Consider the following 22,936-nt stretch of genomic DNA (forward strand, 5'->3'; position numbering starts at 1 on the left):
TATGAATATGACTCAGAGGTATACCGCTCACTACCGCATCCGCCCCCGTGGAGGTGACCGACAGTCACCGCCCGCCGCCGGCTGCGTCCACAGCCTGAGCCAGGCCCAGGTGTCCCTGGGCAGCACAGTGAGGACTTACTCGTCTAGCCGGCGGGAGGTCGCCAGTCGGCGTACCGGGCCATGCGCGGGCGCCGCTTGTCGTCGTACGCCGCCAGGGCGGCCGGCACCCCGCCGGGCGCGGCCCCACCCCGGCGCACGGCCGGGCCGAGGCCGAGGGCGTCCAGCCCGCGCAGTGCGTTGGCCATCAGGGTCAGGCCGGCGCCGACCTCGCGCGGTTCGGTGGCACGTTCCAGCACTGCGGACCACCGGAAGGAGGGAGTGCCGTGACGGCCCGCACGAACCGGATCGCGCTGCTGACCGACGCGGCCATCGAGTTGATCGCCGAGGGCGGCATGCGAGCGCTTACCCACCGGGCGGTCGACGGCCGGGCCGCGGTGCCGCCCGGCACCACCTCCGCGTACCTGCGCACCCGACAGGCGCTGATCGAGGCCGTGGTGGGACGGCTCGCCGAACGGGACCGAGCCGACCTGGCGCAACACGACCTGCCGACCGGCCCGCGGCCCCCGACAGCCGCCCCCCGGCTCGACGGAAACGACCTCGCCGCCGGCGTCGCCGAGGTGCTCGACCGCTGGTTGAGCACCGGGCGCAGTCGGACCCTGGCCCGATACGCCTGCCTGCTGGAGGCGGTGCACCGGCCCGAGCTGCGCGGAATCCTGCAACACGGCACCGGCCTGCGGGCGCAGGCCCGGGACCTGCTGACCCGGGCCGGGGCCGCCGACCCCGATCGGCAGGGCGACCAGTTCGTCGCGTTCGTGGACGGGCTGCTCTTCGACCGGTTGGTCGGCGCGGGCGTGCTCAGCGCCCCGCAGCCCGGCAGCGCGGCCAGCCGTGCCGACCTGAGCGCCGCGGTCCGTACGCTGCTGCGTGCCCTCGCCGGGAAGTGACCCGCCGTCCCGGTCGGCGATAGCGCCCCGGCGGGTGAGAAGGAGGGTGGCGATGGTGCGGTTCAGTGGGCTGCGGACGGCCGGTGGGCGGCTGCGGCACGGTTGGCGGCCGGTGCTGGAGGCGACCGTCGCGGCGACCGTGGCGTGGCTGCTGGCCACCCGGTTGCTCGGGCACCCGCAGCCCTTCTTCGCGCCGGCCGCGGCGCTGATCGTTCTCGGTCAGGCCCGCGGTCAACGTATCCGCCGGGCCGTCGAGGTCGTGCTCGGGGTCGCCGCCGGGGTGCTCGTCGCGGACCTGGTGGTGCAGGCACTCGGCCCGGGCAGCACCTGGACGGTCGGCACCGTCATCCTGCTCACCGTCCTCCTCGCGGTGGCCTTCGGCGCCACCGGCGTGACGCTGGTGCAGGCCGCGGTCTCCGCCCTCTACCTGGTGGTGGTCGCACCGCCGGACGGGTCGTTGGTGCCGTTCCGCTTCGTCGACGCGCTGATCGGCGGCGCGGTCGCGCTCGCGACCAGCCTGCTCGTCGACGCCCGGCACCCCCTCGCGCCGCTGGTCGCCGAGGTGCGGCGGACCTTCGACGAACTCGCCGGGCTGCTGGGCGAGATCGCCGACGCGCTGGACCACGGCGACGAGGCCGCCGCCTTCGCGGCGCTGACGCAGGCCCGGGGGATGGACGCCCGGGTGGACGGGCTGCGGGACGGGGTGCTGGCCGCCGGTGAGGCACTGCGGCTCAACGTACGTCGACGCCGGCACATCGGTCGGCTGAGGTCGGTGGACGAGTCGATCCGGCAGATCGACTACGCGGTGCGCAACGTCCGGGTGCTGGCCCGCGCCGGCGTGACGCTCAGCCGGCTGCACACCCCGGCGCCGCCCGAGCTGGGTGCCGCCCTGCGGTCGCTGGCCGAGGCCGTCCGCCAGGCCGGTGCCGCCCTCGCCGCCGACCTCGACGGCCAGGACGAGCCCGCCGATCGGCACGGCACCCGGGCCGACGAGGCGGCGTTGGCCGCCGTGCACACCGCCGGGCAGCTGTTCGGCGCCACGCCGACCCTCCCCCTAGCCATGATCATCGGTCAGGTTCGGGCCACGGCCATCGACCTGTTGCGGGGCGTCAACCCGGAGGACGACGCCGCCGTCCTCGCCCGCGTCGACGAAGCCCTCGGCCTCCCCGCCGTCTGACGTCTCCACCAGCGTGCCCGCGGCGCGGGGTGTGCTGGTGAGCCAGGTGGTGGCGGAGTCGCGGATCGAGGCGGGGATCTCGTGGCCGCCGGGAAACTCCTCGTAGGCGACGTCGTAGCCGAGGCCGTGCAGGTGGGGAACGAGGCGGCGGCTGCACACGTCGATGGGCAGCACCCGGTCGTCGACACCGTGCGACACGAAGATCCGTGGTCGGCCGTGGGTGGTCGGTGGCGCGGCGAAACCGGGGGAGAAGGCCAGCACCCGGTCGACCAGATCCCCGTTGGCCAGGCCGAGCGAGAGCGCGTACGAGGCGCCGTCGGAGAAACCACCGAACGTCACGTCCCGCACCGGGTAGCCATCGAATACGGTCGCCAACAGTCCGTCGATACGCCGGACGTCCGCCCCGAAACCGCCGGCGATCAGGTCCCAACTGGCCGCCGACGACTCCGGGGCGACAAGCAGCAGGTGCTGCGCGTCCGCCACCGGCGACAGCAGGTCCAGCCCCTGTCGCGCGGAGCCGCCCGCGCCGTGCAGGAGCAGCACCAGCCGGTACGCCGAACCGTCGGGTGCCGGATCCGGGACGTACGCCAGCGCCAGCCGTTCCCCGTCGGGGCCGGTCAACCGCAGCAGCCCGGTGGGCCCCGGCGTCACCGGCGGGTGGGGGCGCGCGGTCAGCCGCCCGTGCCGGGGATCCGGGTACGGCGGCGCGGGGTCGGACACGGCCTGCGCTCCTCGCGGTCGACGCAACGTCCGACGCGGTTACCCGGGCGGCCGGGGCTTAACCGTCGGCGTCGGGCGGGAGGCGCAGCGACCCGCTGACGGTCGGGGCTCAGGCGCTGGACCGGGCCACCAGGGTGGACGGGAAGAGGGTCACCCGAGCGGCCGGACGCCCGTCCAGCAGGGCGGTGGCCGCGGCCACGGCGATCCGCCCGACCGGGTGGCTCGCCGTGGTCAGCGCCGGGGCGGTCATCCCGGCCAGCGGGATGTCGTCGAAGCCGGCCACCGCGACGTCGCTGGGCACCTGTACACCGGCGTCGCGCAGCCCCGCGATCACTCCGAGCGCGGTGTCGTCGCTGATCGCGTAGATCGCGTCGACGTCCGCCCAGCGGCGCAGTGCCTCGCCGGCCGCCACCCGGCCGCGCGCCGCAGTGAAGTCCCCGGTGATCTCCCACTCCGGCAGGCCGGCCTGGCGCATCAGCCGGCGGTACGTCTGCACGGGGCGTTGCGCGCAGGGCAGCCACCGGGGGCCGGTCACCATGGCGATCCGGCGGCGACCCGCGGCGTACAGGTGGCGCAGCACCGCGTCCGAGCCGGCGGCGTTGTCGACGTCGAACGACGGCACGGTCGCCGAGCCGACTCCGATCGAGACCACCCGGCCGCGCAGCGACCCGGGAACCACCGCCAGCAGGTCCTCGGTGGTGTTGACCAGGATCACCCCGCACACGGTGCGGTCCCACTCGAGCTGGTGCAGGCCGCGGGGGTCGCCGAGCGGCAGCCAGTGCAGCGCCACCCCGACACCGGCGGGTGTGCACACCCGGGCGGCCGAGCCGACCACCTGGTGGACGTACGGGTCGTCCAGCACCGCCGCGCTGGCCCCCTGCGCGGCCACGACCAGTCGTAAGCCGCCGCCGCCGCGCACCAGCGCCCGGGCGGCCGGATTCGGCACGTAACCGAGCTGGTCGACGGCTGCCGTGACCTGTTCCCGAGCTGCCGGCGAGGCGAACCCCGTGCCGGCGATCACCCGCGACGCGGTGGACCGCGACACCCCGGCCATCCGGGCGACGTCCTCGAGAGTGGCCGGTCGCTGTGCCGCTGCCGTCATCATCGCCTCCCCGCGGCAGCCCGTCCGGTCGGACAAACGCCTGTTCACATCATGCCCCGGCCGGTCCAACGGCGGTAAGGGGCGGTTGCCGGTTGTGGTGGTAGCGCTCTCAGGTGTGCGATCGTGCCAGGAGATCACCCCGAGAAAGAGGACCTGACCCCGTGAGCGCCCCCACCAGCAGACCCGTAGCCCCGGACACCGCACCGCCCTCGCGGGCGGTGCTGATCGCCCGCAACGGCGTCGCTGTCACCTTCACCCTCAACGGGCTGGCCGTCGGCAGCTGGTTCTCCCGCGTGCCGGCGGTCCGCGAGGCGTTGGACCTCTCCGCCGGCCGCCTCGGCCTGCTGCTGCTGGCGATGAGCGTCGGCGCGCTGCTCGCCATGCCCACCTCCGGCCTGCTCGCCCAGCGACTCGGCGCGGCCCGCACCGTGACCCTGGCCACCGTGCTGGTCGCGCTCGGCCTGACCGTGGCGGGGCTCGGCGCCACGATGACCGGGTCGTTCGCCGTCGTGGCCCTGGGGTTGGTCGCCTTCGGCTACGGCTCCGGTGCCTGCGACGTGGCGATGAACGTCGAGGGCGCGGCGGTGGAGCGGCGCCTGGGTCGGACGATCATGCCCCGTTTCCACGCGGGGTGGAGCCTCGGTTCGGTGGCCGGAGCGGCACTCGGCGCCGGCGCGGCCCGGTTCGACGTGGCGGTCGGCGCGCACCTCGTCGCGGTGGCGGTGGTCGTGTTGACCGGCACCGTGCTCGCCTCCCGGACGTTCCTGCCCGTCGCCAGCGATCACACCGGCGACCCGGCGGACGCCACCCCGGCGGGCCGCCGCCGTGCGCAGCTCGCCGCCTGGCGGGAGCCACGCACCCTGCTGATCGGGCTGTTCGTGCTGGTGGCGGCGTTCACCGAGGGTGCCGCCAACGACTGGCTGGCCGTCGCGTTCATCGACGGACGGGACCTGAGCGAGGCAGCCGGCGCGGCGGTCTTCGGCGTCTTCGTCGTGGGCATGACCGCCGGGCGCACCGCGGGCACCGTCGCGCTGGACCGGTGGGGTCGGGTGCCGGTGCTCACCGGCACCATCGGGCTCGCCGTGGTCGGCGCCGGCCTGGCCGTGCTGGCCGGTTCGGGGCCGCTGGCCATCGTCGGCGTCGCGCTGTGGGGCCTCGGCGCGTCGCTGGGCTTCCCGGTCGGGATGAGCGCTGCCGCCGACGAGGAGGCCCACGCGCCGGTACGGGTGAGCGTGGTCGCGGTGATCGGCTACACCGCGTTCCTGGGTGGGCCGCCGCTGCTGGGGCTGCTCGGTGACGAGGTCGGCACGCTGCGCGCGCTGCTGGTGGTGCCGCTGCTGCTGCTGCCGACCCTGCTGCTGGTGCGGGTGCTGCGCCCGCCGCACACCGCCGAGCCGGCTCCGGCAGCACACAAAAACTAACCCACTCCGCCGCCGAGCGGTATCGGGTGCGCGGCGGACTGCGCCGCGTACCCGCGCTGGTTAGGGTCGCCCGATGCCAACCGACGAGATCACCGCCGCCGCGGCGGGCACCTGGACCCTGGGCGACCGCACCGTACGCCGGATGGGCTTCGGCTCCATGCGGATCACCGCGAACCCGGACCGGGACCGGGCGGTCGCCCTGCTGCGCCGCGCCGTGGAACTGGGTGTCAACCACATCGACACCGCCGCGTTCTACGTCTCGCCCGGCGGGGCCCTCCGGGTCGGCACCGGCCCGGCCCGCTATGCCACCGAGCTGATCCGCGCGGCGCTCGCCCCGTACCCGGACGACCTGGTGATCGCGACCAAGGTCGGCTTCGGGTACGACCCGGAGGCGGGCTTCACCGAGGCGCTCACCCCGGCGCAGTTGCGCGCCCAGGTGGAGGAGAACCTGCGTCGGCTCGGCCGCGACCAGCTCGACGTGGTGAACCTGCGCCTCGGCCGGGGGCCGGGCGCGGTGCCGCTTGTCGATCGGTTCGGCGCCCTCGCCGAGTTGCGCGCCGCCGGGCTGATCCGGCACCTCGGGCTCTCCAACGTCCGGCCCGAGCAGGTGGACGAGGTGGCCGACATCGCGCCGGTGGTCTGCGTGCAGAACAACTACGGGGTGGACGCCTACCGGGAGCAGGACGAGTTCGTCCGGACCTGCGGCGAGCGGCGGATCGCCTACGTGCCGTTCTTCGCGTTGGCCGGCACCGGGCGGGAGGCGGGCGCGGGCGCCACGCAGAGCGAGGCCGTCGTGGCCGTCGCGCGCGCCCACGGCGTCACACCGCAGCAGGTACGCCTGGCCTGGACGCTGCACCGGGGCCCCCACGTGCTCGCCATCCCCGGCACCGCGGACCCCGACCACCTGGCGCAGAACGTGGCCGCCGGAGCCCTACGCCTGACGCCGCAGGACCTGACCCGGCTGCCGTGATCGGCCACCTCGGCACCGCTCAGGCCCGCACGACGTGCACCACGATCTCCTGACCGTCGCCCACGGTGCCGGAGAAACCCTCCGACAACGCGTCCACCACCGTTAACGTGAGCGCCAGGGTTTCGTGCGCGATGAGCATCCGATGCGCGGAGATCGCCGCCGCGACCGCCGCGGGCGCGGCGATCGACACCGTGATCCGGTCGGAGACCTCGAAGTCAGCGTCGCGGCGGGCCTGCTGGACGATGCGTACGACGTCGCGTGCGACGCCCTCGGCGGCCAGTTCGGGGGTGATCTCGGTGTCCACCGCGATCGTCACCCCGCGCTGGGACTCCACGACCCAGCCGGTCCGCGGCACCTCCGTGATCAGGATGTCGTCCAGGCCCACCTCGACCTGCGCCCCGTCGACAGTCAGCGGGAACGCCCCGTTCGCCCGGACACCGTCGACCAACTCCCGCGCGGCCACGGCGGCGATGGCCTTCGCGACGTGCTGCGTACGGTTGCCGAACCGGCGGCCCAGGGTCCGGAAGTTCGCCTTGACCCGCACGTCGATGACCCCGCTCTGCGCATCGAGCGGCTGGAGGTCCTTGACGTTCAACTCGTCGGCGATGTCGTCGAGCAACGCCGACGGGAGCACGGTGCCGGCCGGTAGCCCCACCAGCGCCCGGCTCAACGGCTGACGGATCCGCAGGCTGCTCGTCTTACGCGCCGACCGGCCGGCCTCGGCCAACGCCCGCGCCGTGGCCACCTGGGCCGACAACTCGGCGTTGATCACTGTGGTGTCGGGCGTGGGCCAGGTCGCCAGGTGCACCGACTCCGGGGCCGACCCGGCGCCACGCCGGATGACCTGCTGCCACACCTCCTCCGTCAGGAAGGGGATGAACGGCGCGAGCAGCCGGGTGAGGATGTCGAGGCACTCGTACAGGGTGGTGAGGGCGTCGGGGTCGCCCTCCCAGAAACGCTGCCGCGAGCGCCGCACGTACCAGTTCGACAGGTCGTCGATGAAGTCGGCGAGCAGCCGGCCGGCGCGGGCCGTGTCGTAGTTCTGCAAGCGTTCGTCCACGGCGGCGGCGAGGGCATGGACCTCGCCGACGATCCACCGGTCCAGCACCGGTCGTTTGGCGACCGGCTGCGCCAGCTGCGGCGCCCACGTCGAGTTCGCCGCGTAGAGCGAGAAGAACGCCGCGGTGTTCCAGTAGGTCATCAACACCTTGCGGACGATCTCGTCGAGGGGACCGGGCCCGATCCGGCGCGGCGACCACGGTGAGCCGGAGCAGGCCATGAACCAGCGCACCGCGTCGGCGCCGTGCGTGTCCATCAACGGGATCGGCAGCAGGATGTTGCCCAGGTGTTTGCTCATCTTGCGGCCGTCCTCGGCCAGGATGTGCCCGAGGCAGACGACGTTCTCGTACGGGGACCGGTCGAAGACCAGGGTGCCCACCGCCATCAGCGTGTAGAACCACCCCCGCGTCTGATCGATCGCCTCGCAGATGTACTGGGCCGGGTAGGTGCGCTCGAAGATCTCCTTGCTGCCCGGCACGTGGGGGTAGCCCAACGACGCGAACGGCATCGCTCCGGAGTCGTACCAGGCGTCGATCACCTCGGGTACCCGGGTGGCGATCCGGCCGCAGTCCGGGCAGGCGAAGGTGATCTCGTCGACGTACGGGCGGTGCGGGTCCAGCTCGGACAGATCGGCGCCGGCCAGCTCTCCGAGCTCCGTACGGGAGCCGACAGCTGTCACGTGGTTGTCCGGGCAGCGCCACAGCGGCAGCGGGGTGCCCCAGTACCGGGAGCGGGACACCGCCCAGTCGATGTTGTTCTTCAGCCAGTCGCCGTACCGGCCGTGTTTGATGTGCTCCGGGAACCAGTTCGTGTTCTCGTTCTCCCGGGTCAGCTCGTCGCGTACCTCGGTGGTCCGGATGTACCAGGACGGCTGCGCGTAGTACATCAGCGGGGTGTGGCACCGCCAGCAGTGCGGGTAGGGGTGCTCGAACGGCTCGTGCCGGAACAACCGACCGGACGTCCTGAGGCGGTCGATGAGCAACCCGTCGGCGTCCTTGAAGAACACCCCTCCGACCAGGTCGATGTCGTCGTTGAACCGCCCGTTCGGGGCCACCGGGTTCACCAGCGGCAACCCGTAGGCGCGGCAGACGGCGAGGTCGTCCGCGCCGAAGGCCGGCGCCTGGTGCACCAGGCCGGTGCCGTCCTCGGTCGTGACGTAGTCCGCGAGGACCACCCGATGCGCGTCCGGGATGTCCACCAGGTCGAACGGCCGCTCGTACCGCAACCCCTCCAGGGCCGACCCCGGTACGGTCGCCAGGATCTCCGCCTCGTCACCGAGCACCCGCCGGGTCAGCGGTTCGGCGACGACGAACGTGCCCTGCCCGGTGCGGGCGAGGGTGTACGTCACAGTGGGATGGACGGCGACGGCGGTGTTGGACACCAGGGTCCACGGGGTGGTGGTCCAGATCAGCAGCTCGACGCCGTGGTGTCCGGCCACCGCCCCGGGCACCGGAAACCGCACGTACACGGACGGGTCGGTGACGGTCTCGTACCCCTGCGCCACCTCGTGGTCGGACAGGGTCGTGCCGTCGCGGGTGCAGTACGGCGCGACCCGGAAGTCCTCCACCAGGCGTCCGCCGTCGTGGATCTGCTTCAGTGACCACCAGACACTGTCCACGTACTCCGGTGACATCGTCTGGTACGGGTGCTCCAGGTCGATCCAGTAACCCATCCGCTGGCTGAGCTGGACGAACTCGTCCACGTGCCGCAGCACGGAGGTGCGGCACAGGGCGTTGAACTCGGCGATGCCCATCTTCTCGATGTCGGGCTTGCCGCTGAGCCCCAGTTCCTTCTCGACCGCGAGCTCAACAGGCAGGCCGTGGCAGTCCCAGCCGGCACGGCGGGGCACCGAGAAGCCCCGCATCGTCCGGTACCGGGGAAAGAGGTCCTTGAAGACCCGCGCCTCGATGTGGTGGGTGCCCGGCGTGCCGTTGGCGGTCGGCGGCCCCTCGTAGAACACCCACGGCGGACCGTCGGCCGTCCGTTCCAGGCTCCGGTCGAACACGTTGTTGGTCTGCCACCACTCGATGACCGCACGGTCCATCCCACCAAGGTCGATCTTGGTGGGCAGTGGCACGAATGGCGACTTCGACGAACCGTCCGGCACCGAGGTTCTCCCTACACTCCACATCCGCTCACGCGGGCATCGGACTACTGCCCACGCGGGGACGAAGTGTCAGGCGTATGGCCAGGACTCCGCGGTACCACCCCGCTTGCGCCCCGGCAGTGCGGGCGCCGCTCCATTTCGCGACGTGACGTGCCGCTACGTCCGGTTCTACTGGGGCAGTCGAACTGCCCGTTCTTCCGGAGGCTCCCCGGTGATGGCCGGATCGGTGCCGATGCCGTGCAGCATAGCTGTCCGTGCGCGGAGCCGGTGGCCGGAGTGCTAGGCGCGCAGCCAGACGCGCAGCGGGCCGGTGGTGGTGAATCCGGCGGCGAGGGCCGCCGCCAGGTCCGGGGTGGTTTCGTAGCCGACAAGCGGCGCGTCGGGCGCGGTGGCGCACACCGCGCGCCAGATGTCGCGGGAGTCGTCGGTGCGGCTGAACAGGTTGGAGACGCCGTACGGGCCGTCGCCGCTGAGCACCGCTCCGCCGGTGAGCACACCCCGGTCGTCGTGGCGGGCGAGCACCCGTACCCGGGGGTCGGCCAGGAGCGCGGGGCGGAACAGCTCCCCACCGCCGTGGGCCGCCGCCCAGGCCGCCAGGTCGTCGGGGGTGGCGACCGGGGTGAGGGGTTCGCCGGCCGGTGGCGACGCCGGTTGCCGGTGGATCCACTGCGCGTCGAAGAGCACCCGGAACCCGTACCCGGACAGGTCGAGGTCGGCGAAGCTGTCCTTCACCGACGCGCCGGGTCCGGCGTCGATCCGGGCCAGCAGGGCCACGGCGTCGACGCCCGGCCGCAGGGTGACCGCGTCCGGATACCACGGAGGCGAGCGGTGGGGGACCGACCAGGCGTCGGCACCGGTACGGCCGGCCAGCCCGTGGCTGCCGCAGACGATGTCGCACCATTCGGCGTTGTTGCGGGCCGCCGTCCGCACGTCCTCCCACACGTCGGGCAGCCTAGCCAGGGTCAGCGGAGTCGAGTGAGCAGGATCCGGCCGCCCTCGTAGACGCCGCCGTCGATGGCGATGACTCTGTCGTCGGCGTACACCAGCGCGACTGTGACATCCTGCGGCGCCACGCCGAAGTGCTTGGTGAGGGTGCTGTGGCCGTGGACGAGTACGTTGCCCCCGAGCGTGCGCAGCATCATCGACACCCGGTCGTCGGGGTTCGCCAGCACGGCATCGCGAAAGGCACCCCGATCGCTCATCCGGCCACAGAAGTCCAGCCACGCCGCGGGGTCGCTGGAGCCGAGAGCCAGTGTGACCGCCGTGTTCACTGTGGCCACACTGGATCCCACGAACCGGGCCCAGCCACCTCGAAACCCGCCGGGCTCGTCCCACCCGGCACCGCCTGAACCCAATCGGGGGCTGGCTGCAGCATCGGATCCGCGAACACTGTCGCGCGGACCGCTCGCACCGCGAACGACCACGCGCTCAACTCTGCGGCCAGGTCGTCTGGCAACTCACCGAGGACCCGCTGCGCCCCACTCCGCCCGCTCCGGGTGATGCTCGGTGCCGACCAGCACATGCCACGCCCAGGCCAACTCCACAATTGGCGACACCGCGAACGTCACCGCCGCGGCCCGATCTGCGGAAAGCTGAAAGGTGATCGGCACGACCACACCATAGGCGGCGGTGGTGGCGAGGGCGGGCCAGGACGCAGCCGACCCCGCGTTGCTCGAGGTCATCGCGTAGACCGGGGTACCTCAGGGGGCGTAGACCAGGTCCACCGTGTCGGTGTGCCCGGACCAGCGCAGGTCGAGATGCCAGCACCCGGCCTGGGGCATGTCGATGATCGACGGACCCGGACCGCCGGCGACCTCCCGGGTCACCCGCGTGTCGGTGCCGTCCAGCGTCGCGGTGATCACCAGGGTCGCCGGTGCCGTCGGGTCGGGCGAGGTCGTGGCGGCGCGGGCCACCCATAGGATCTTGTTGTTGGAGCCGTCCTCGCGGACCTGCCGCAGCGGATGGGCGAACAGCACTGCCACGATGCCCCCCTGCGCGCCGAAGACGTGCGGAACCCGCGCGTCCCCGCTGAATCCGGCGTCCGCCCAGTCGGGCAGCGACGTCGTCTCGACCCGTGAGTCGCAGCCCGTCGCGGCGCTCGCCGTGGTGGCGGTGGTGGCGGGCGGCGGAGCCGACCCGCCGCTGGTCGCGGTCGTGCATCCCGCCAGCAGAACCACCGATGCTGCCAGCAGCAACCTGCCCGATGAACCCATCTCGACCCCTCCGGTACGCGTCGGCGACTCGTCGTACTCAGGACACCGGCCGCGCCCGTCAGGTTCCTACTGCAGTGAGCGGGCGATCTCGATCGCCTCGGCCCTGGTGACGGCGCCCTCAAGCCGGTAGCTCACGTCGGCGTCCTGCCAGATCAGGGTCGAGGCGGCAAGTCGGGCGCTCTCCTTGTGGACCTCTCCCGACCGGTCCACATACGACAGCACGTGCGGGCGGTCGACCCACACCGCGAAGTCGCCGTTGACCTGGACCCAGTCCACTCCCGGCGGCGTGACCTCCTTGTGGAAGGACAGGTTGAGGCGACCGTCGAACGCGTCGACGCGCAGCGCGCCGCCGTCGTAGAGCAGGGTCGCGACCCGGTAGATGCCCGTGGGATCGGGGTCGGCGACCAGCACCCGCTCGGGTGGACCCAGCTTCGCCGGTAGGCGGATCGGGAACCGCACCGCCCGTTGTGCCTCTTCCAGACCGGCGGCCCGCTGCGCGGGCAATGGCGACGCGACGCCACTGGGCACCGTCGGCGCGGGCGATACGGCGATGCTGACGCCGGCAAAGCGCAGCAGCCCGGTAACCGCGTCGGCGACGGCGGCACGGGTCGGCGGCAACACCGCCACGAGCAGGGCGACGAGCGCCGCCGCGGCGAGCGGACGCCACCGCCGCACCGGGCGGTGTAGCCGTCCGCGGACCTGGGCGCGCACGTCGGGCGGCTCGGGCGTCTCCAGCCAGGCGGACAGGTCGCGCAGTTCCCGTTCGAGGTCACCCATGCCGGACCTCCTCCCGGTCGAGCAGGCCGCGAAGCTTCGCCAGCGCCCGGGACGTGCGCGACTTCACCGTTCCCCGGGGCCAGCCCAGTGCCGCCACCGTCTCCTCCTCGCTGAGATCGAGGAAGAACCGGCAGACGATCACCTCGCGGTCCCGCACCGGGAGTTGCCGCAGGGCCCGCACCAGCGCGGCGCGGCGCTCCCCGGCGAGGACCGCACCCACCGCCGCGTCCTCGGCGATCTCCGACGTCGGGTTCGCCGCCGCGGCGCGCAGGACGAGCCCGTCGCGCCGGCCGCGGGACCGGTGCAGGTTGCGGGTCTCGTTGGCGACGATCGCGAGCAACCATGATCGAAAGGACGAATCACCCCGATAACGGGACAACTTGCGGTACGCCTTCACGAACGCCTCCTGGATGACGTCCTCGGAGTCCGAGCCCGCGCCGAGCAGCACCGCCGTCCGGTACGCGGACGCGGTGTGCCGAGCGACCAGGAGGTCGTACGCCTCCAGGTCGCCGGAGCGGGCGCGGGTGACGAGCACGTCGTCGTCCAGGGAAACCTCCGTTCGGGTCACACTCATGACACCGCCCACGCTTGGCGGGTTCCAGCCCTCGTCGGGTCAGCTTCCTCCCACCCGGCGTGCAGCGTATTGCCAGGATTCGGTGCTGCACTGGAGGGGCGTCGAGGGAAGGAGTGGGGCATGAGCTGGTTCAGTCGCCGGTCCCGGGGTGCCGAGGCGACCCCGACGAAGCTGGATCGGGAGGCGACCCGGGACGACCTCGCCGCGCTGGAGGCGTTCGTCCTGAGCCGGCGCGGGGTGGAGTTCTACCTGGAGCCGGAGACCACCGCGACGGACACCACCGTGGTGGCGATCGCCCACGACGGGGAGTGGATCCGTCGCCGTACCGGCACGCCCCGCGCGGCGGGGTCCATCGCCCGCAAGCACGCGGTGCCGCTGTACGAGGCGGGCCGCACCGGCTACCCGGAACGGATGCGGGTGTGGAACCGGGCGCACCCGGAACGGCACGCCCGCTGAGGCTCGTCTGCTCAGGCGTTCTCGACGGCCGAGCGGGCCTGCTGAACTTTGCGCCTGCCGGACCCGGCCTGTCCCTGCGGGTCAGGTTGCTGCGCGTGCGAGTGCTCGCTGAACGAGCGTGAGGATGGGCGGAAGGAGCAGGTCGTTGCCGGCGACGGTAGCGACAGCATCCACACTGTGGCGCGTGCCGTCGATGTCGACCACCAGCGCGCCAGCCTCTCGGGCGATCACGACGCCCGCGACAGTGTCCCAGGGCTTGTTGTTGAGCATGATGAACGCGTCAATCCTGCCGTGGGCCAACCAGGCGAGGTCGATCGCGGCGGAACCATGCATGCGTATCCGTTGGACGTGCTGGGCGAGCTGCTCAGTGACGGCAAGTCGTTCGGTGTTCTTCCGGCTGGCCTCGGTCCCGACCGCGTAGTCGCCGATGGCGACGACGGCGTCCTTGAGGTCGGTGACCCCGCTGGCGTGGATGCGTCGGTTGTTGGCGTAGGCACCGTGTCCCGTGGCGGCGTGGTATCGGGTGCCGAGGAACGGGAGGTCGATGACGCCGAGGACGGAATGGGTCCTGTGGATGAGGCCGAGGGAGATCGCGCACAGGGGTGAGCCGTGGATGAAGTTGACGGTGCCGTCGACCGGATCGAGTGCCCAGGTGAGTGTGCTGGCGTCGCCGCTACTGCCGTACTCCTCGCCGAGGAACCCGATGTGGGGCGCCTTGGCGGCCAGATGCTCGCGGACCGCTCGCTCGATGGCGTAGTCCAACTCGGAGGCCATGTCGCGGTCACCCTTGAAGGTCAGCGCACCGGGCTGGAGCGTCCGCATCAGGTCGCGCGCCAGGTCCACGGCCTCCTGTGCGAGGGGAAGAAGGCGGGCATAGTCGGTCATAGCTGGCGGCTGCGCTCCCACAGTGAGCTGAACATCCCGTCGAATATTGGGTAGAGGCCGGAGGGGGCAGCGTTGCGCTCGATGACCATCGTCGGGCAGTCGACCCCTCGCATCTGCGGTAGATAGTGCTGAACAACGCAGAGCCGGTCGTCGACCAGAAGGATGTTGGCCCGGACGGATTCGTCGTACACCCGAACGGCGAGGCGGTCACGCGCTTCCGCCGGGAGCCGGTTGCTGATTCGGCAAGCCAGGTTCTGGATGTTGAGTTCGGTGAGTGCGCTGAGATGTCCCTCTGGATAGTCGTCTTCGCGCTCCAGCTGCCGTATCGTCGCGCCGTCCGGATCAAGGAACAGGCAGCGGAGGCGACCGCCGGCGGCGAGGAGCTTCAGGAGGTGATTGTCGGCGTATTGCTGACAGATGAGGTTGAGTGACAAGCCCGCCGCGCGGATGTCCCTGGCCTGGTTGAAGAGGACATGCGGCGGCAACGCCGCGGTGAAGTCAGATCGGTTGGAATAGATCGCGGTGACGTCGCCCAGCCGGTCGCGATCAACCCTGCCGAGCTGGGGGTGCCTGAGGTCCTGTTCTGTTGAGGCCGAATGACGTTCGCCGAGGAGAAGCGTCATGCGTGCGTGGCTCGGCATGGACAGGCCGGCGCAGATGCGGGAGAGGACGTGGATGCTGCTGACCCGTCGGGCGCCGCTGGTGATCTCGCTGACCTGGGCCTGGCTGAGACCGGTGGCGATACCGAGATTGGTCTGGCTGGCGCGGGTGGCTCGTTGCACAAGCCGGAACACCTGAGCGATGTCCCGAGCGGTCAGGGCGTCGAGCATGTCGGAGGTCTCCCACAGCAGGTGCGGGATGGTGAACGGTGGGGCGGTTCGAATGCTCACGCCACGCGCCCTTCCCGCCTCTGGGGTGAGGGTCAGCTTATCCAGTGGGCAACCGGCGCGGCCCGGACGACATCCGGAGAGCGGGTAGAAAATATCCCCCGAGGAACCACCCGCCGTGATGGATGCCGGCGATTGCGGCGATCAGGCTCGGTACGTGAGACCTTCGTGCCGCCCGCACCTGCCGATGCGCCCAGCCTGGCTGTGCCGAAACTGCGCCGCCCCATGGCCGTGCTCCCGCGCGCAACTCGATCTCGTCGCCGAGTTCTACGGTCACTCCCTGGCCCTGGCGCTCTACCTGGCGTCCTGCATGAACGAGGCGATTCACGACCTGCTCAGCCTCGGCGGTCGCCCTGACCTTGCCAAGATGCACGCGCGCTTCCTCGGCTGGTTGTCGCTGACTCGTCGCCCTCGACGCGATGGAGCCGACTGATGCGCCTCGGCGGCGGGGCGTCGGTCGGGCGGCTTCGGCGCGCAGCAGTAGCACGGTCGTCTCGTGCCCGATGATCTCGACCCCGGGCCAGGCGCAGGCGCCCCAGACGTGGTCCCAGTGGTGGTGGGTGTAGACGAGCCAGCGCGGCTGCGGTAGCCCGGCGGCGGTCAGCGCGGCCTGGACCTCGCGGGCGTGCGCGGGGCTCTGCCCGGCGTCGATCATCACACTGCCGCGCTCGTCGGCCACGACGGCGACACCAGCCTGGACCGCCGCCGGGTCGGGATCGCCGGGAGAGAGTCAGACGCGGCCCGCCAGGTGGTGAAACTGCGGGGCGACCACCGTGATCGAACTCCGATATTGACCGCGGACACTGCCGGGGTGTCTGCCGATCCTAGGCGCGGGTGCCGCGTGTCACCGCCCCATCCGGCGATCGGCGCAGGCCAGAGTATGTGCGCCCAGCCTTTGCTCTGCTTACCTATGCGCACCGGGCACGGAGCGTCACTGGTGCACATAGGTAAGCAAAGCAAAGGGGGCGCGGCATTGATGTTGGGGGTATGCGAAGTGCGGGTTCGCGGTCACCGAAATCGGTCAAAGTCGATGGGTTGCGTTCGGCTGGCGGGGCCGGGCCTGCGTTGACCGGCGGCGCGGCGGTGTGGCAGCATTCGCGGCCTGACGGCAGTGAAGGAAGTCGGTGCGAATCCGACGCGGTCCCGCCACTGTCACCGGGGAGCGATCCCCCCTCGTGAGTCACGGCCGTGTGTCTGCGGCTGGAAGGCCGGGGGAGAGCGTCGATCCGGAAGCCAGGATACTTCGGCCGTCGGGATGTACCCCAGGGCGTGGACACCCGAGGAGGACCCGATGACGCACGGCGTCGCATGCACCGACGAACATCGCCATGACAGGTGTCGTGGGCGCCGCACCGCGCCCACGACCGGCCGCGCCCGCGTGCTCCGGGCCGGCCTCGTCGGCGTGCTCCAGGTCGACGCGGCCGGCCGCCGGTCCCGCTGAGCTGAGCGCCCGGCGCTGACCGGCCCGACGTCCGCGTCGGCGAGTCGGCCGCGCCGTCGTACCGGCTGACGCCGCACCCACCCGCTTCGTCCAGGTCGCCTCCGTGGCCGCCCGGGCGTCACTCTCCGGAGCCTGCCGTGCGCATCCTGCTGCTCTCCACCGCCGACACCGACCTGCTGGCCGCCCGCGCCAGCGGGGCCGACTACCGGCTCGCCAACCCCGCGCGGGTCGCCGCCGACGAGGTGCCCGCCCTGCTCGACGTGGTCGCCCTCGTCGTCGTACGCCTGCTCGGCGGTCGGCAGGCGTGGCCGGACGGCCTCGCTGCGGTGCTCGCCACCGGTGTGCCGACGGTCGTGCTCGGCGGCGAGGCGCTGCCCGACGCGGAGCTGATGGCGATCTCCACAGTGCCGTCCGGGGTCGTCACCCAGGCGCTGGCCTACCTGGTCGAGGGTGGGCCGGACAACCTCGGGCAGTTGGCCCGCTTCCTCTCCGACACGGTGCTGCTCACCGGCGAGGGGTTCGCCCCGCCCGCGCCCACCGCCGCGTACGGCGTGCACGGCCAGCACCCGACCGACCCGGAGCGGCCCACCGTGGGGATCGTCTTCTACCGGGCGCACGCCCTGGCCGGCAACACCGGCTTCGTCGACGTGTTGGCCGAGGCGGTGCGGGCGGCCGGCGGCAACCCGCTGCCGATCTTCTGCGGCTCGCTGCGGGGGCTGACCACTGGCGCGGGCCCGCTCGGGCTCTTCGCCCGCTGCGACGCGCTGCTGGTCACCGTGCTCGCGGCCGGCGGCGCGGTCGCCGCGGACGCCTCCGGGGGCGGCGACGAGGACGCCTGGGACGTCGGCGCCCTGGCCGCCCTGGACGTGCCGATCATCCAGGCGCTCTGCCTCACCAGCACCCGCGCGCAGTGGGCCGGCAGCGACGCCGGGCTGTCCCCGTTGGACGCGGCGATGCAGGTGGCCATCCCCGAGTTCGACGGCCGGATCGTCAGCGTGCCGTTCTCGTTCAAGCAGATCGACGCCGACGGGCTGTCGGTCTACGCCGCCGACGCCGACCGGGCCGCCCGGGTCGCCGGGATCGCCGTGCGCCACGCCCGGCTGCGGTACGTGCCCAACGCCGACAAGCGGATCGCCGTGGTGCTCAGCTCGTACCCCACCAAACACTCCCGGGTCGGCAACGCCGTCGGGCTGGACACCCCGGTCTCGGCGGTCCGGCTGCTCGCCGCGCTCGCCGAGGCCGGCTACCACCTGGGCGACGCGCCGGTGCCCGACGACGGTGACGCGCTGATCCACGCGCTGATCGCCGCCGGTGGTCACGACGTGGAATGGCTCACCCCGGAGCAGCTGGCCGCCGCCGAGGCCCGGATACCGGGGCCGACGTACCGGCGGTGGTTCGACAAGGTCCCCGCCGAGCTGCGCGAGCGGATGCGCGAACACTGGGGTGAGCCGCCCGGCCAGCTCTACACCGAGGGCGGGGACATCGTCCTCGCCGGGCTGCGCTTCGGCAACGTGGTGCTGCTGATCCAGCCGCCGCGCGGCTTCGGGGAGAACCCGATCGCCATCTACCACGACCCGGACCTGCCGCCCAGTCACCACTACCTGGCCGCGTACCGCTGGCTGGCCGCGCCGAGCGCGGACGGTGGCTTCGGCGCGGACGCCGTGGTGCACCTGGGCAAGCACGGCACCCTGGAGTGGCTGCCCGGCAAGGGCCTCGGCCTGGCCGCCGACTGCGCGCCGGACGCGGTCCTCGGCGACCTGCCGCTGGTCTACCCGTTCATCGTCAACGACCCCGGCGAGGGCACCCAGGCCAAGCGCCGCGCGCACGCCGTGGTGATCGACCACCTGGTGCCGCCGATGGCCCGCGCTGAAACCTACGGCGACCTGGCCAAACTGGAGCAACTGCTCGACGAGTACGCCACCGTGCAGGCCCTCGACCCGGCGAAGGTGCCCACCGTGCGGGCGCAGATCTGGGACCTCGTACGCGCCGCGGAACTGCACCACGACCTGCACGCCGAGGCGATGCCCGACGCGGACGACTTCGACGACTTCGTGCTGCACCTCGACGGGTACCTCTGCGAGGTCAAGGACGTGCAGATCCGCGACGGGCTGCACATCCTCGCCGACGCGCCGACCGGTGAGCCCCGGGTCAACCTGGTCCTCGCGGTGCTGCGCGCACCCCAGATCTGGGGCGGCGCCTACGCCCTGCCCGGCCTGCGGCAGGCCCTCGCCGTCGCGTACTCCCTCGACGAGCAGGCGCTGCTCGCCGCACCGGGAGAACGACTGACGGTGCCCACGACGCTGACCGACGTGGTGGACGGGCCGGCCGGCACCGCCGCCGACGCCGTCGACCTGATCGAGGCGCTCGCCCGGCGGTTGGTCCTCGGCATGGAGACGCTCGGCTGGGACGCCGGGGCCGTCGACGCGGTGGTCGCGGAGGTGACCGGCCAGCCGATGCCGGACGTCGCCGCCGTGCTGCTCTTCGCCGCCACCGAGCTGGTGCCCCGGCTGGATCGCACCACCGACGAGCTGACAAACACCCTCGGCGCGCTCGACGGCCGGTTCGTGCCGCCCGGCCCGTCCGGCTCACCCACCCGGGGCCTGGTCAACGTGCTGCCCACCGGCCGCAACTTCTACTCCGTCGACCCGAAGGCCATCCCCAGCCGCAACGCCTGGGACGTCGGGGTGGCCCTCGCGGACTCGCTGCTGGCCCGGCACCTCGCCGACACCGGCGCGTACCCCCGCTCGGTGGGGTTGACAGTGTGGGGCACCAGCGCCATGCGCACCCAGGGCGACGACATCGCCGAGGTGCTCGCCCTGCTGGGTTGCCGGCCGGTGTGGGACGAGCGGTCCCGGCGGGTCACCGGCATCGAGGTGGTGCCGACCGCCGAGCTGGGTCGACCGCGCGTCGATGTGACAGTGCGGATCTCCGGCTTCTTCCGGGACGCGTTTCCGCACGTGGTGGCGCTGCTCGACGACGCCGTCCGGCGCATCGCCGCCCTGGACGAGCCGGACGAGGAGAACTACCTGCGCGCGCACGTCGCCGCCGACCTCGCCGAGCACGGCGACGAGCGGCGGGCCACCGCCCGAATCTTCGGCTCGAAGCCCGGGGCGTACGGCGCGGGCCTGCTGCCCCTCATCGACGCCCGGACCTGGCGCAGCGACGCCGACCTGGCCGAGGTGTACGCGGTGTGGGGCGGCTACGCCTACGGCCGGGGCCTGGACGGGCGGGAGGCGCGCGCCGACATGGAACGCTCCTTCGCCCGGATCGCGGTGGCGGTGAAGAACCAGGACACCCGCGAGCACGACATCGTCGACTCCGACGACTACTTCCAGTACCACGGCGGGATGGTGGCGATGGTCCGCCACCTCACCGGCACCGCACCGCAGGCGTACGTGGGTGACTCGGCGATGCCGCACGACGTGCGTACCCGCACGCTGGGCGAGGAGACCCGGCGGGTGTTCCGGGCCCGGGTGGTCAACCCGAAGTGGATCGCCGCGATGCGCCGGCACGGCTACAAGGGCGCGTTCGAGCTGGCCGCCACAGTGGACTACCTGTTCGGCTACGACGCCACCGCCGGAGTGGTCGACGACTGGATGTACGAGCACCTGGCCGCCGCGTACCTCTTCGACGACACCACCCGCGAGTTCCTGGAGCAGTCCAACCCGTGGGCGCTGCGCGGCATCACCGAGCGGCTGTTGGAGGCCGCCGACCGAGGGCTGTGGGCCAAACCCGAGCCGGCCACCCTGGACCGGCTGCGCGACACGTACCTGGCCAGCGAGGGCGACCTGGAGGACCGGGCATGACAGTCACCTATCCGTTCAGCGCGGTGCTCGGCATGGCCGACATGCGGTTGGCGCTGCTGCTCAACGCGGTCTCCCCGGCGATCGGCGGCGTGCTGGTCCGGGGCGAGAAGGGCACCGCGAAGTCCACCGCCGTGCGGGCGCTCGCCGCGCTGCTGCCCCCGGTGCGCCGGGTCGCCGGCTGCCGCTTCGGCTGTGACCCGGCCGAGCCGGACCCGGCCTGCCCGGACGGGCCGCATCCGGTCGACGCCACCGCCGAGACCCGCCCCGCCCGCCTCGTCGAGCTGCCGGTCGGCGCCGCCGAGGACCGGGTGGTCGGCTCCCTGGACCTGGAGAAGGCCCTGGGCGAGGGGGTACGCGCCTTCGAGCCGGGTCTGCTCGCCGCCGCCCACCGGGGGGTGCTCTACGTCGACGAGGTCAACCTGCTGCACGACCACCTCGTCGACCTGTTGCTCGACGCGGCGGCAATGGGCCGTAGCCACGTCGAGCGGGAGGGCGTCTCGGTCAGCCACGCGGCCCGGTTCCTGCTGGTCGGCACGATGAACCCGGAGGAGGGGGAGCTGCGCCCGCAGTTGCTCGACCGGTTCGGGCTCACCGTCGAGGTGGGTGCCAGCCGGGACCCGGCGGTCCGCGTCGAGGTGGTCCGCCGTCGGCTCGACGCCGACGCCGACCCGGCCGGGTTCGCCGCCCGGTGGGCCGACGCCGACGCGGAGATCGCCGGCCAGGTGGCCGCCGCCCGCCGCCGGCTGCCCGGGGTACGCCTGCCGGACGCCGCGCTGCGGCAGATCGCCGAGGTGTGCGCCGCGTTCGACGTGGACGGCATGCGCGCCGACATCGTCACCGCCCGGACCGCCCTCGCCCACGCCGCCTGGCACGGTCGGGACCGGGTCAGCATCGACGACGTCCGGGTGGCCGCCCGGCTGGCCCTGCCGCATCGCCGCCGCCGCGACCCGTTCGACACCCCCGGGCTGGACGAGAAGCGCCTGGACGAGGCGTTGCAGCGCGCCCAGGACGCCCACCCCGACGACCCGGACGACAGTGGCCCGGACGACAGTGGCCCAGACGACCGTGGGCCGGACGGCGGTCCGGACGACGGCGGTCCGGACGACGACGGCGGATCCGACCGGCGTGGCCGGGACGGCGGTGGCCCGTCTGGCGGTGGCCCGTCTGGCGGTGGTGGCCCGCAGGGCGGTGCCGGCAGCGGCGTCGACCGCAGCGGCCCCGACGGTGGTGGCCGCTCCGACGGCAGCGGCGATGGAGTCGACAGCGGCGCATCCGGCTCGGTCGATCACCCGGCGTCCCGTGCCGACGCCGGCCCGGACGGGCGTACCGACGGGTCGCCCGGAATCGACGACGGGTGGCCGCAGCGCCCGACCGACGACCGGGGCGGACAGGGTCAGCACCCGGGGGCACACAGCGGTCGGGACGCGGCGGCCGGTGGTGACGACCCGGCCCGGAAGCGGGGCAGCGGCGGGGAAGGTCAGCCGGTGGCCGTACCCCGGGGTGGGTTGCGGGCGCGGGTGCTCACCGCGCCCGGGGTGGGTGACGGGGTGCCCGGCCGGCGTTCCCGGGCCCGCACCGGGCGGGGGCGCACCACCGGGGCGCGGGTGCCGACGGGCCGGGTCGCGGCCCTGCACCTGCCGGCGACGGTTCGTGCCGCCGCGCCACACCAGGCCTCCCGGGGGCGGCTGACCGGGCCGCTGCGGTTGCGGCCCGACGACGTGCGCGAGGCGGTCCGGGAGGGACGGGAGGGCAACCTGGTGCTGTTCGTTGTGGACGCGAGCGGCTCGATGGGAGCCCGGCAGCGGATGACCGCCGTGAAGGACGCGGTGCTCGCCCTGCTCACCGACGCCTACCAGCGGCGGGACAAGGTCGCGGTGATCGCCTTTCGGGGGGCCGCCGCTCGGACGTTGTTGCCGGCCACCTCGTCGGTGCTGGCCGCCTCGACCCGGCTGGCGGAGTTGCCCACCGGTGGGCGTACGCCGCTGGCCGAGGGGCTGCTCGCGGCCGCCGGCCTGCTGCGGGTGGAGCGTCTGCGCGACCCGTTGCGGCGAGCTCTGGTCCTCGTCGTCACCGACGGCCGAGCCACGGCGGGCACCCGCCCGCTGGACCGCGCCGCGGCAGCCGCCCAGGTGCTCGCGGCGACCGGCGCGCACTGCGTGGTCGTCGACTGCGAAACCGGCCCGGTCCGCCTGCACCTGGCCCGCCGACTGGCCACCCAGTTGGGTGCCTCGCACCACCCCCTGGCCGCCCTCACCCACCCCCACGGTTCCGCGCTTCCCGTCGCGGTGTGAGGGACGACCGGCACCGATGACAGACCGAGACCGCACGATCGCGCGA

19 protein-coding genes, 1 pseudogene and 1 riboswitch are annotated in these 22,936 nt (G+C 72.9%); of the genes and pseudogenes, 7 read left to right on the plus strand and 13 right to left on the minus strand.

Annotated elements, in window-relative coordinates:
* Positions 1–143 precede the first annotated feature (143 nt).
* Entirely contained in the window at positions 144–356 is a 213-nt protein-coding gene (locus tag ABZU25_RS29160) for a hypothetical protein (protein WP_355032565.1), read from the minus strand.
* Positions 357–383: 27 nt separating this feature from the next.
* Here ABZU25_RS29160 and ABZU25_RS29165 point away from each other — a divergent pair, with 27 nt between their 5' ends.
* Together ABZU25_RS29165 and ABZU25_RS29170 are read left to right on the plus strand one after the other, a co-directional pair.
* Positions 384–1,004, plus strand: a complete 621-nt coding sequence (locus tag ABZU25_RS29165) for a TetR/AcrR family transcriptional regulator (RefSeq protein ID WP_355032566.1) — start codon at positions 384–386, stop codon at positions 1,002–1,004.
* Between the two features lie 52 nt (positions 1,005–1,056).
* Positions 1,057–2,181, plus strand: a complete 1,125-nt coding sequence (locus ABZU25_RS29170) for an FUSC family protein (RefSeq protein ID WP_355032567.1) — start codon at positions 1,057–1,059, stop codon at positions 2,179–2,181.
* Positions 2,182–2,262: 81 nt separating this feature from the next.
* Here the strand turns inward: ABZU25_RS29170 and ABZU25_RS29175 are convergent.
* A pseudogene (locus ABZU25_RS29175) lies at positions 2,263–2,901 on the minus strand (phospholipase); the annotation flags it as partial.
* 109 nt (positions 2,902–3,010) lie between these two features.
* Complete coding sequence (locus tag ABZU25_RS29180) at positions 3,011–4,003, minus strand: LacI family DNA-binding transcriptional regulator (RefSeq protein ID WP_355032568.1); 993 nt, start codon at positions 4,001–4,003, stop codon at positions 3,011–3,013.
* A 161-nt stretch (positions 4,004–4,164) separates the two neighbouring features.
* Between ABZU25_RS29180 and ABZU25_RS29185 the strand changes: the two genes are divergently transcribed.
* Together ABZU25_RS29185 and ABZU25_RS29190 are read left to right on the plus strand one after the other, a co-directional pair.
* Positions 4,165–5,424, plus strand: a complete 1,260-nt coding sequence (locus tag ABZU25_RS29185; protein WP_355032569.1) for an MFS transporter — start codon at positions 4,165–4,167, stop codon at positions 5,422–5,424.
* Between the two features lie 73 nt (positions 5,425–5,497).
* Positions 5,498–6,394, plus strand: coding sequence for an aldo/keto reductase (locus ABZU25_RS29190; RefSeq protein ID WP_355032570.1), 897 nt, complete (start codon positions 5,498–5,500; stop codon positions 6,392–6,394).
* A 19-nt stretch (positions 6,395–6,413) separates the two neighbouring features.
* Here the strand turns inward: ABZU25_RS29190 and ileS are convergent, their stop codons facing one another.
* The 7 genes from ileS to ABZU25_RS29225 all read right to left on the minus strand — a co-directional run bounded on the left by ileS (position 6,414) and on the right by ABZU25_RS29225 (position 13,124).
* Complete coding sequence (gene ileS, locus ABZU25_RS29195) at positions 6,414–9,560, minus strand: isoleucine--tRNA ligase (RefSeq protein WP_355032571.1); 3,147 nt, start codon at positions 9,558–9,560, stop codon at positions 6,414–6,416.
* A gap of 279 nt (positions 9,561–9,839) precedes the next feature.
* The gene (locus tag ABZU25_RS29200) at positions 9,840–10,502 is read right to left on the minus strand and encodes a hypothetical protein (protein WP_355032572.1); all 663 of its coding nucleotides are present in this window, start codon (positions 10,500–10,502) and stop codon (positions 9,840–9,842) included.
* A 20-nt stretch (positions 10,503–10,522) separates the two neighbouring features.
* Positions 10,523–10,840 (minus strand): hypothetical protein, encoded by a 318-nt coding sequence (locus ABZU25_RS29205; RefSeq protein WP_355032573.1) that lies wholly within the window; start codon positions 10,838–10,840, stop codon positions 10,523–10,525.
* A gap of 177 nt (positions 10,841–11,017) precedes the next feature.
* The gene (locus ABZU25_RS29210; protein WP_355032574.1) at positions 11,018–11,242 is read right to left on the minus strand and encodes a DUF5937 family protein; all 225 of its coding nucleotides are present in this window, start codon (positions 11,240–11,242) and stop codon (positions 11,018–11,020) included.
* Between the two features lie 18 nt (positions 11,243–11,260).
* Positions 11,261–11,773 (minus strand): hypothetical protein, encoded by a 513-nt coding sequence (locus tag ABZU25_RS29215; protein ID WP_355032575.1) that lies wholly within the window; start codon positions 11,771–11,773, stop codon positions 11,261–11,263.
* A 66-nt stretch (positions 11,774–11,839) separates the two neighbouring features.
* Positions 11,840–12,550: a hypothetical protein gene (locus tag ABZU25_RS29220; protein WP_355032576.1), complete on the minus strand. Its 711-nt coding sequence runs from the start codon at positions 12,548–12,550 to the stop codon at positions 11,840–11,842.
* Positions 12,543–13,124, minus strand: coding sequence for an RNA polymerase sigma factor (locus ABZU25_RS29225; RefSeq protein WP_355032577.1), 582 nt, complete (start codon positions 13,122–13,124; stop codon positions 12,543–12,545). Before ABZU25_RS29225 ends, ABZU25_RS29220 begins: the two co-directional genes overlap by 8 nt.
* 120 nt (positions 13,125–13,244) lie before the next feature.
* On the opposite strand from ABZU25_RS29225, the gene ABZU25_RS29230 reads away from it, so the two are divergent.
* Entirely contained in the window at positions 13,245–13,580 is a 336-nt protein-coding gene (locus ABZU25_RS29230) for a hypothetical protein (protein WP_355032578.1), read from the plus strand.
* Between the two features lie 81 nt (positions 13,581–13,661).
* Here ABZU25_RS29230 and ABZU25_RS29235 read toward each other — a convergent pair whose 3' ends face one another.
* From ABZU25_RS29235 to ABZU25_RS29245, 3 genes are read right to left on the minus strand one after another with little or no spacing between them, the layout of a single operon-like run.
* Complete coding sequence (locus tag ABZU25_RS29235) at positions 13,662–14,465, minus strand: inositol monophosphatase family protein (RefSeq protein WP_355032579.1); 804 nt, start codon at positions 14,463–14,465, stop codon at positions 13,662–13,664.
* The gene (locus tag ABZU25_RS29240) at positions 14,462–15,355 is read right to left on the minus strand and encodes a DUF5919 domain-containing protein (RefSeq protein WP_355032580.1); all 894 of its coding nucleotides are present in this window, start codon (positions 15,353–15,355) and stop codon (positions 14,462–14,464) included. The genes ABZU25_RS29235 and ABZU25_RS29240 overlap by 4 nt, the downstream gene beginning before the upstream one ends.
* A gap of 37 nt (positions 15,356–15,392) precedes the next feature.
* Positions 15,393–16,031 carry an MBL fold metallo-hydrolase gene (locus ABZU25_RS29245; protein ID WP_355032581.1) on the minus strand — a complete coding sequence of 213 codons (639 nt, stop codon included), beginning with the start codon at positions 16,029–16,031 and terminating at the stop codon, positions 15,393–15,395.
* Positions 16,032–16,466: 435 nt separating this feature from the next.
* A riboswitch (cobalamin riboswitch) is annotated at positions 16,467–16,596 on the plus strand.
* Positions 16,597–16,930: 334 nt separating this feature from the next.
* Here ABZU25_RS29245 and cobN point away from each other — a divergent pair.
* Positions 16,931–20,599, plus strand: a complete 3,669-nt coding sequence (cobN, locus tag ABZU25_RS29250; RefSeq protein WP_355032582.1) for a cobaltochelatase subunit CobN — start codon at positions 16,931–16,933, stop codon at positions 20,597–20,599.
* Complete coding sequence (locus tag ABZU25_RS29255) at positions 20,596–22,890, plus strand: VWA domain-containing protein (RefSeq protein WP_355032583.1); 2,295 nt, start codon at positions 20,596–20,598, stop codon at positions 22,888–22,890. The genes cobN and ABZU25_RS29255 overlap by 4 nt, the downstream gene beginning before the upstream one ends.
* The last annotated feature ends 46 nt before the right edge of the window (positions 22,891–22,936 follow it).

The organism is Micromonospora sp. NPDC005215 (assembly GCF_040607915.1).
Lineage (GTDB): Bacteria > Actinomycetota > Actinomycetes > Mycobacteriales > Micromonosporaceae > Micromonospora.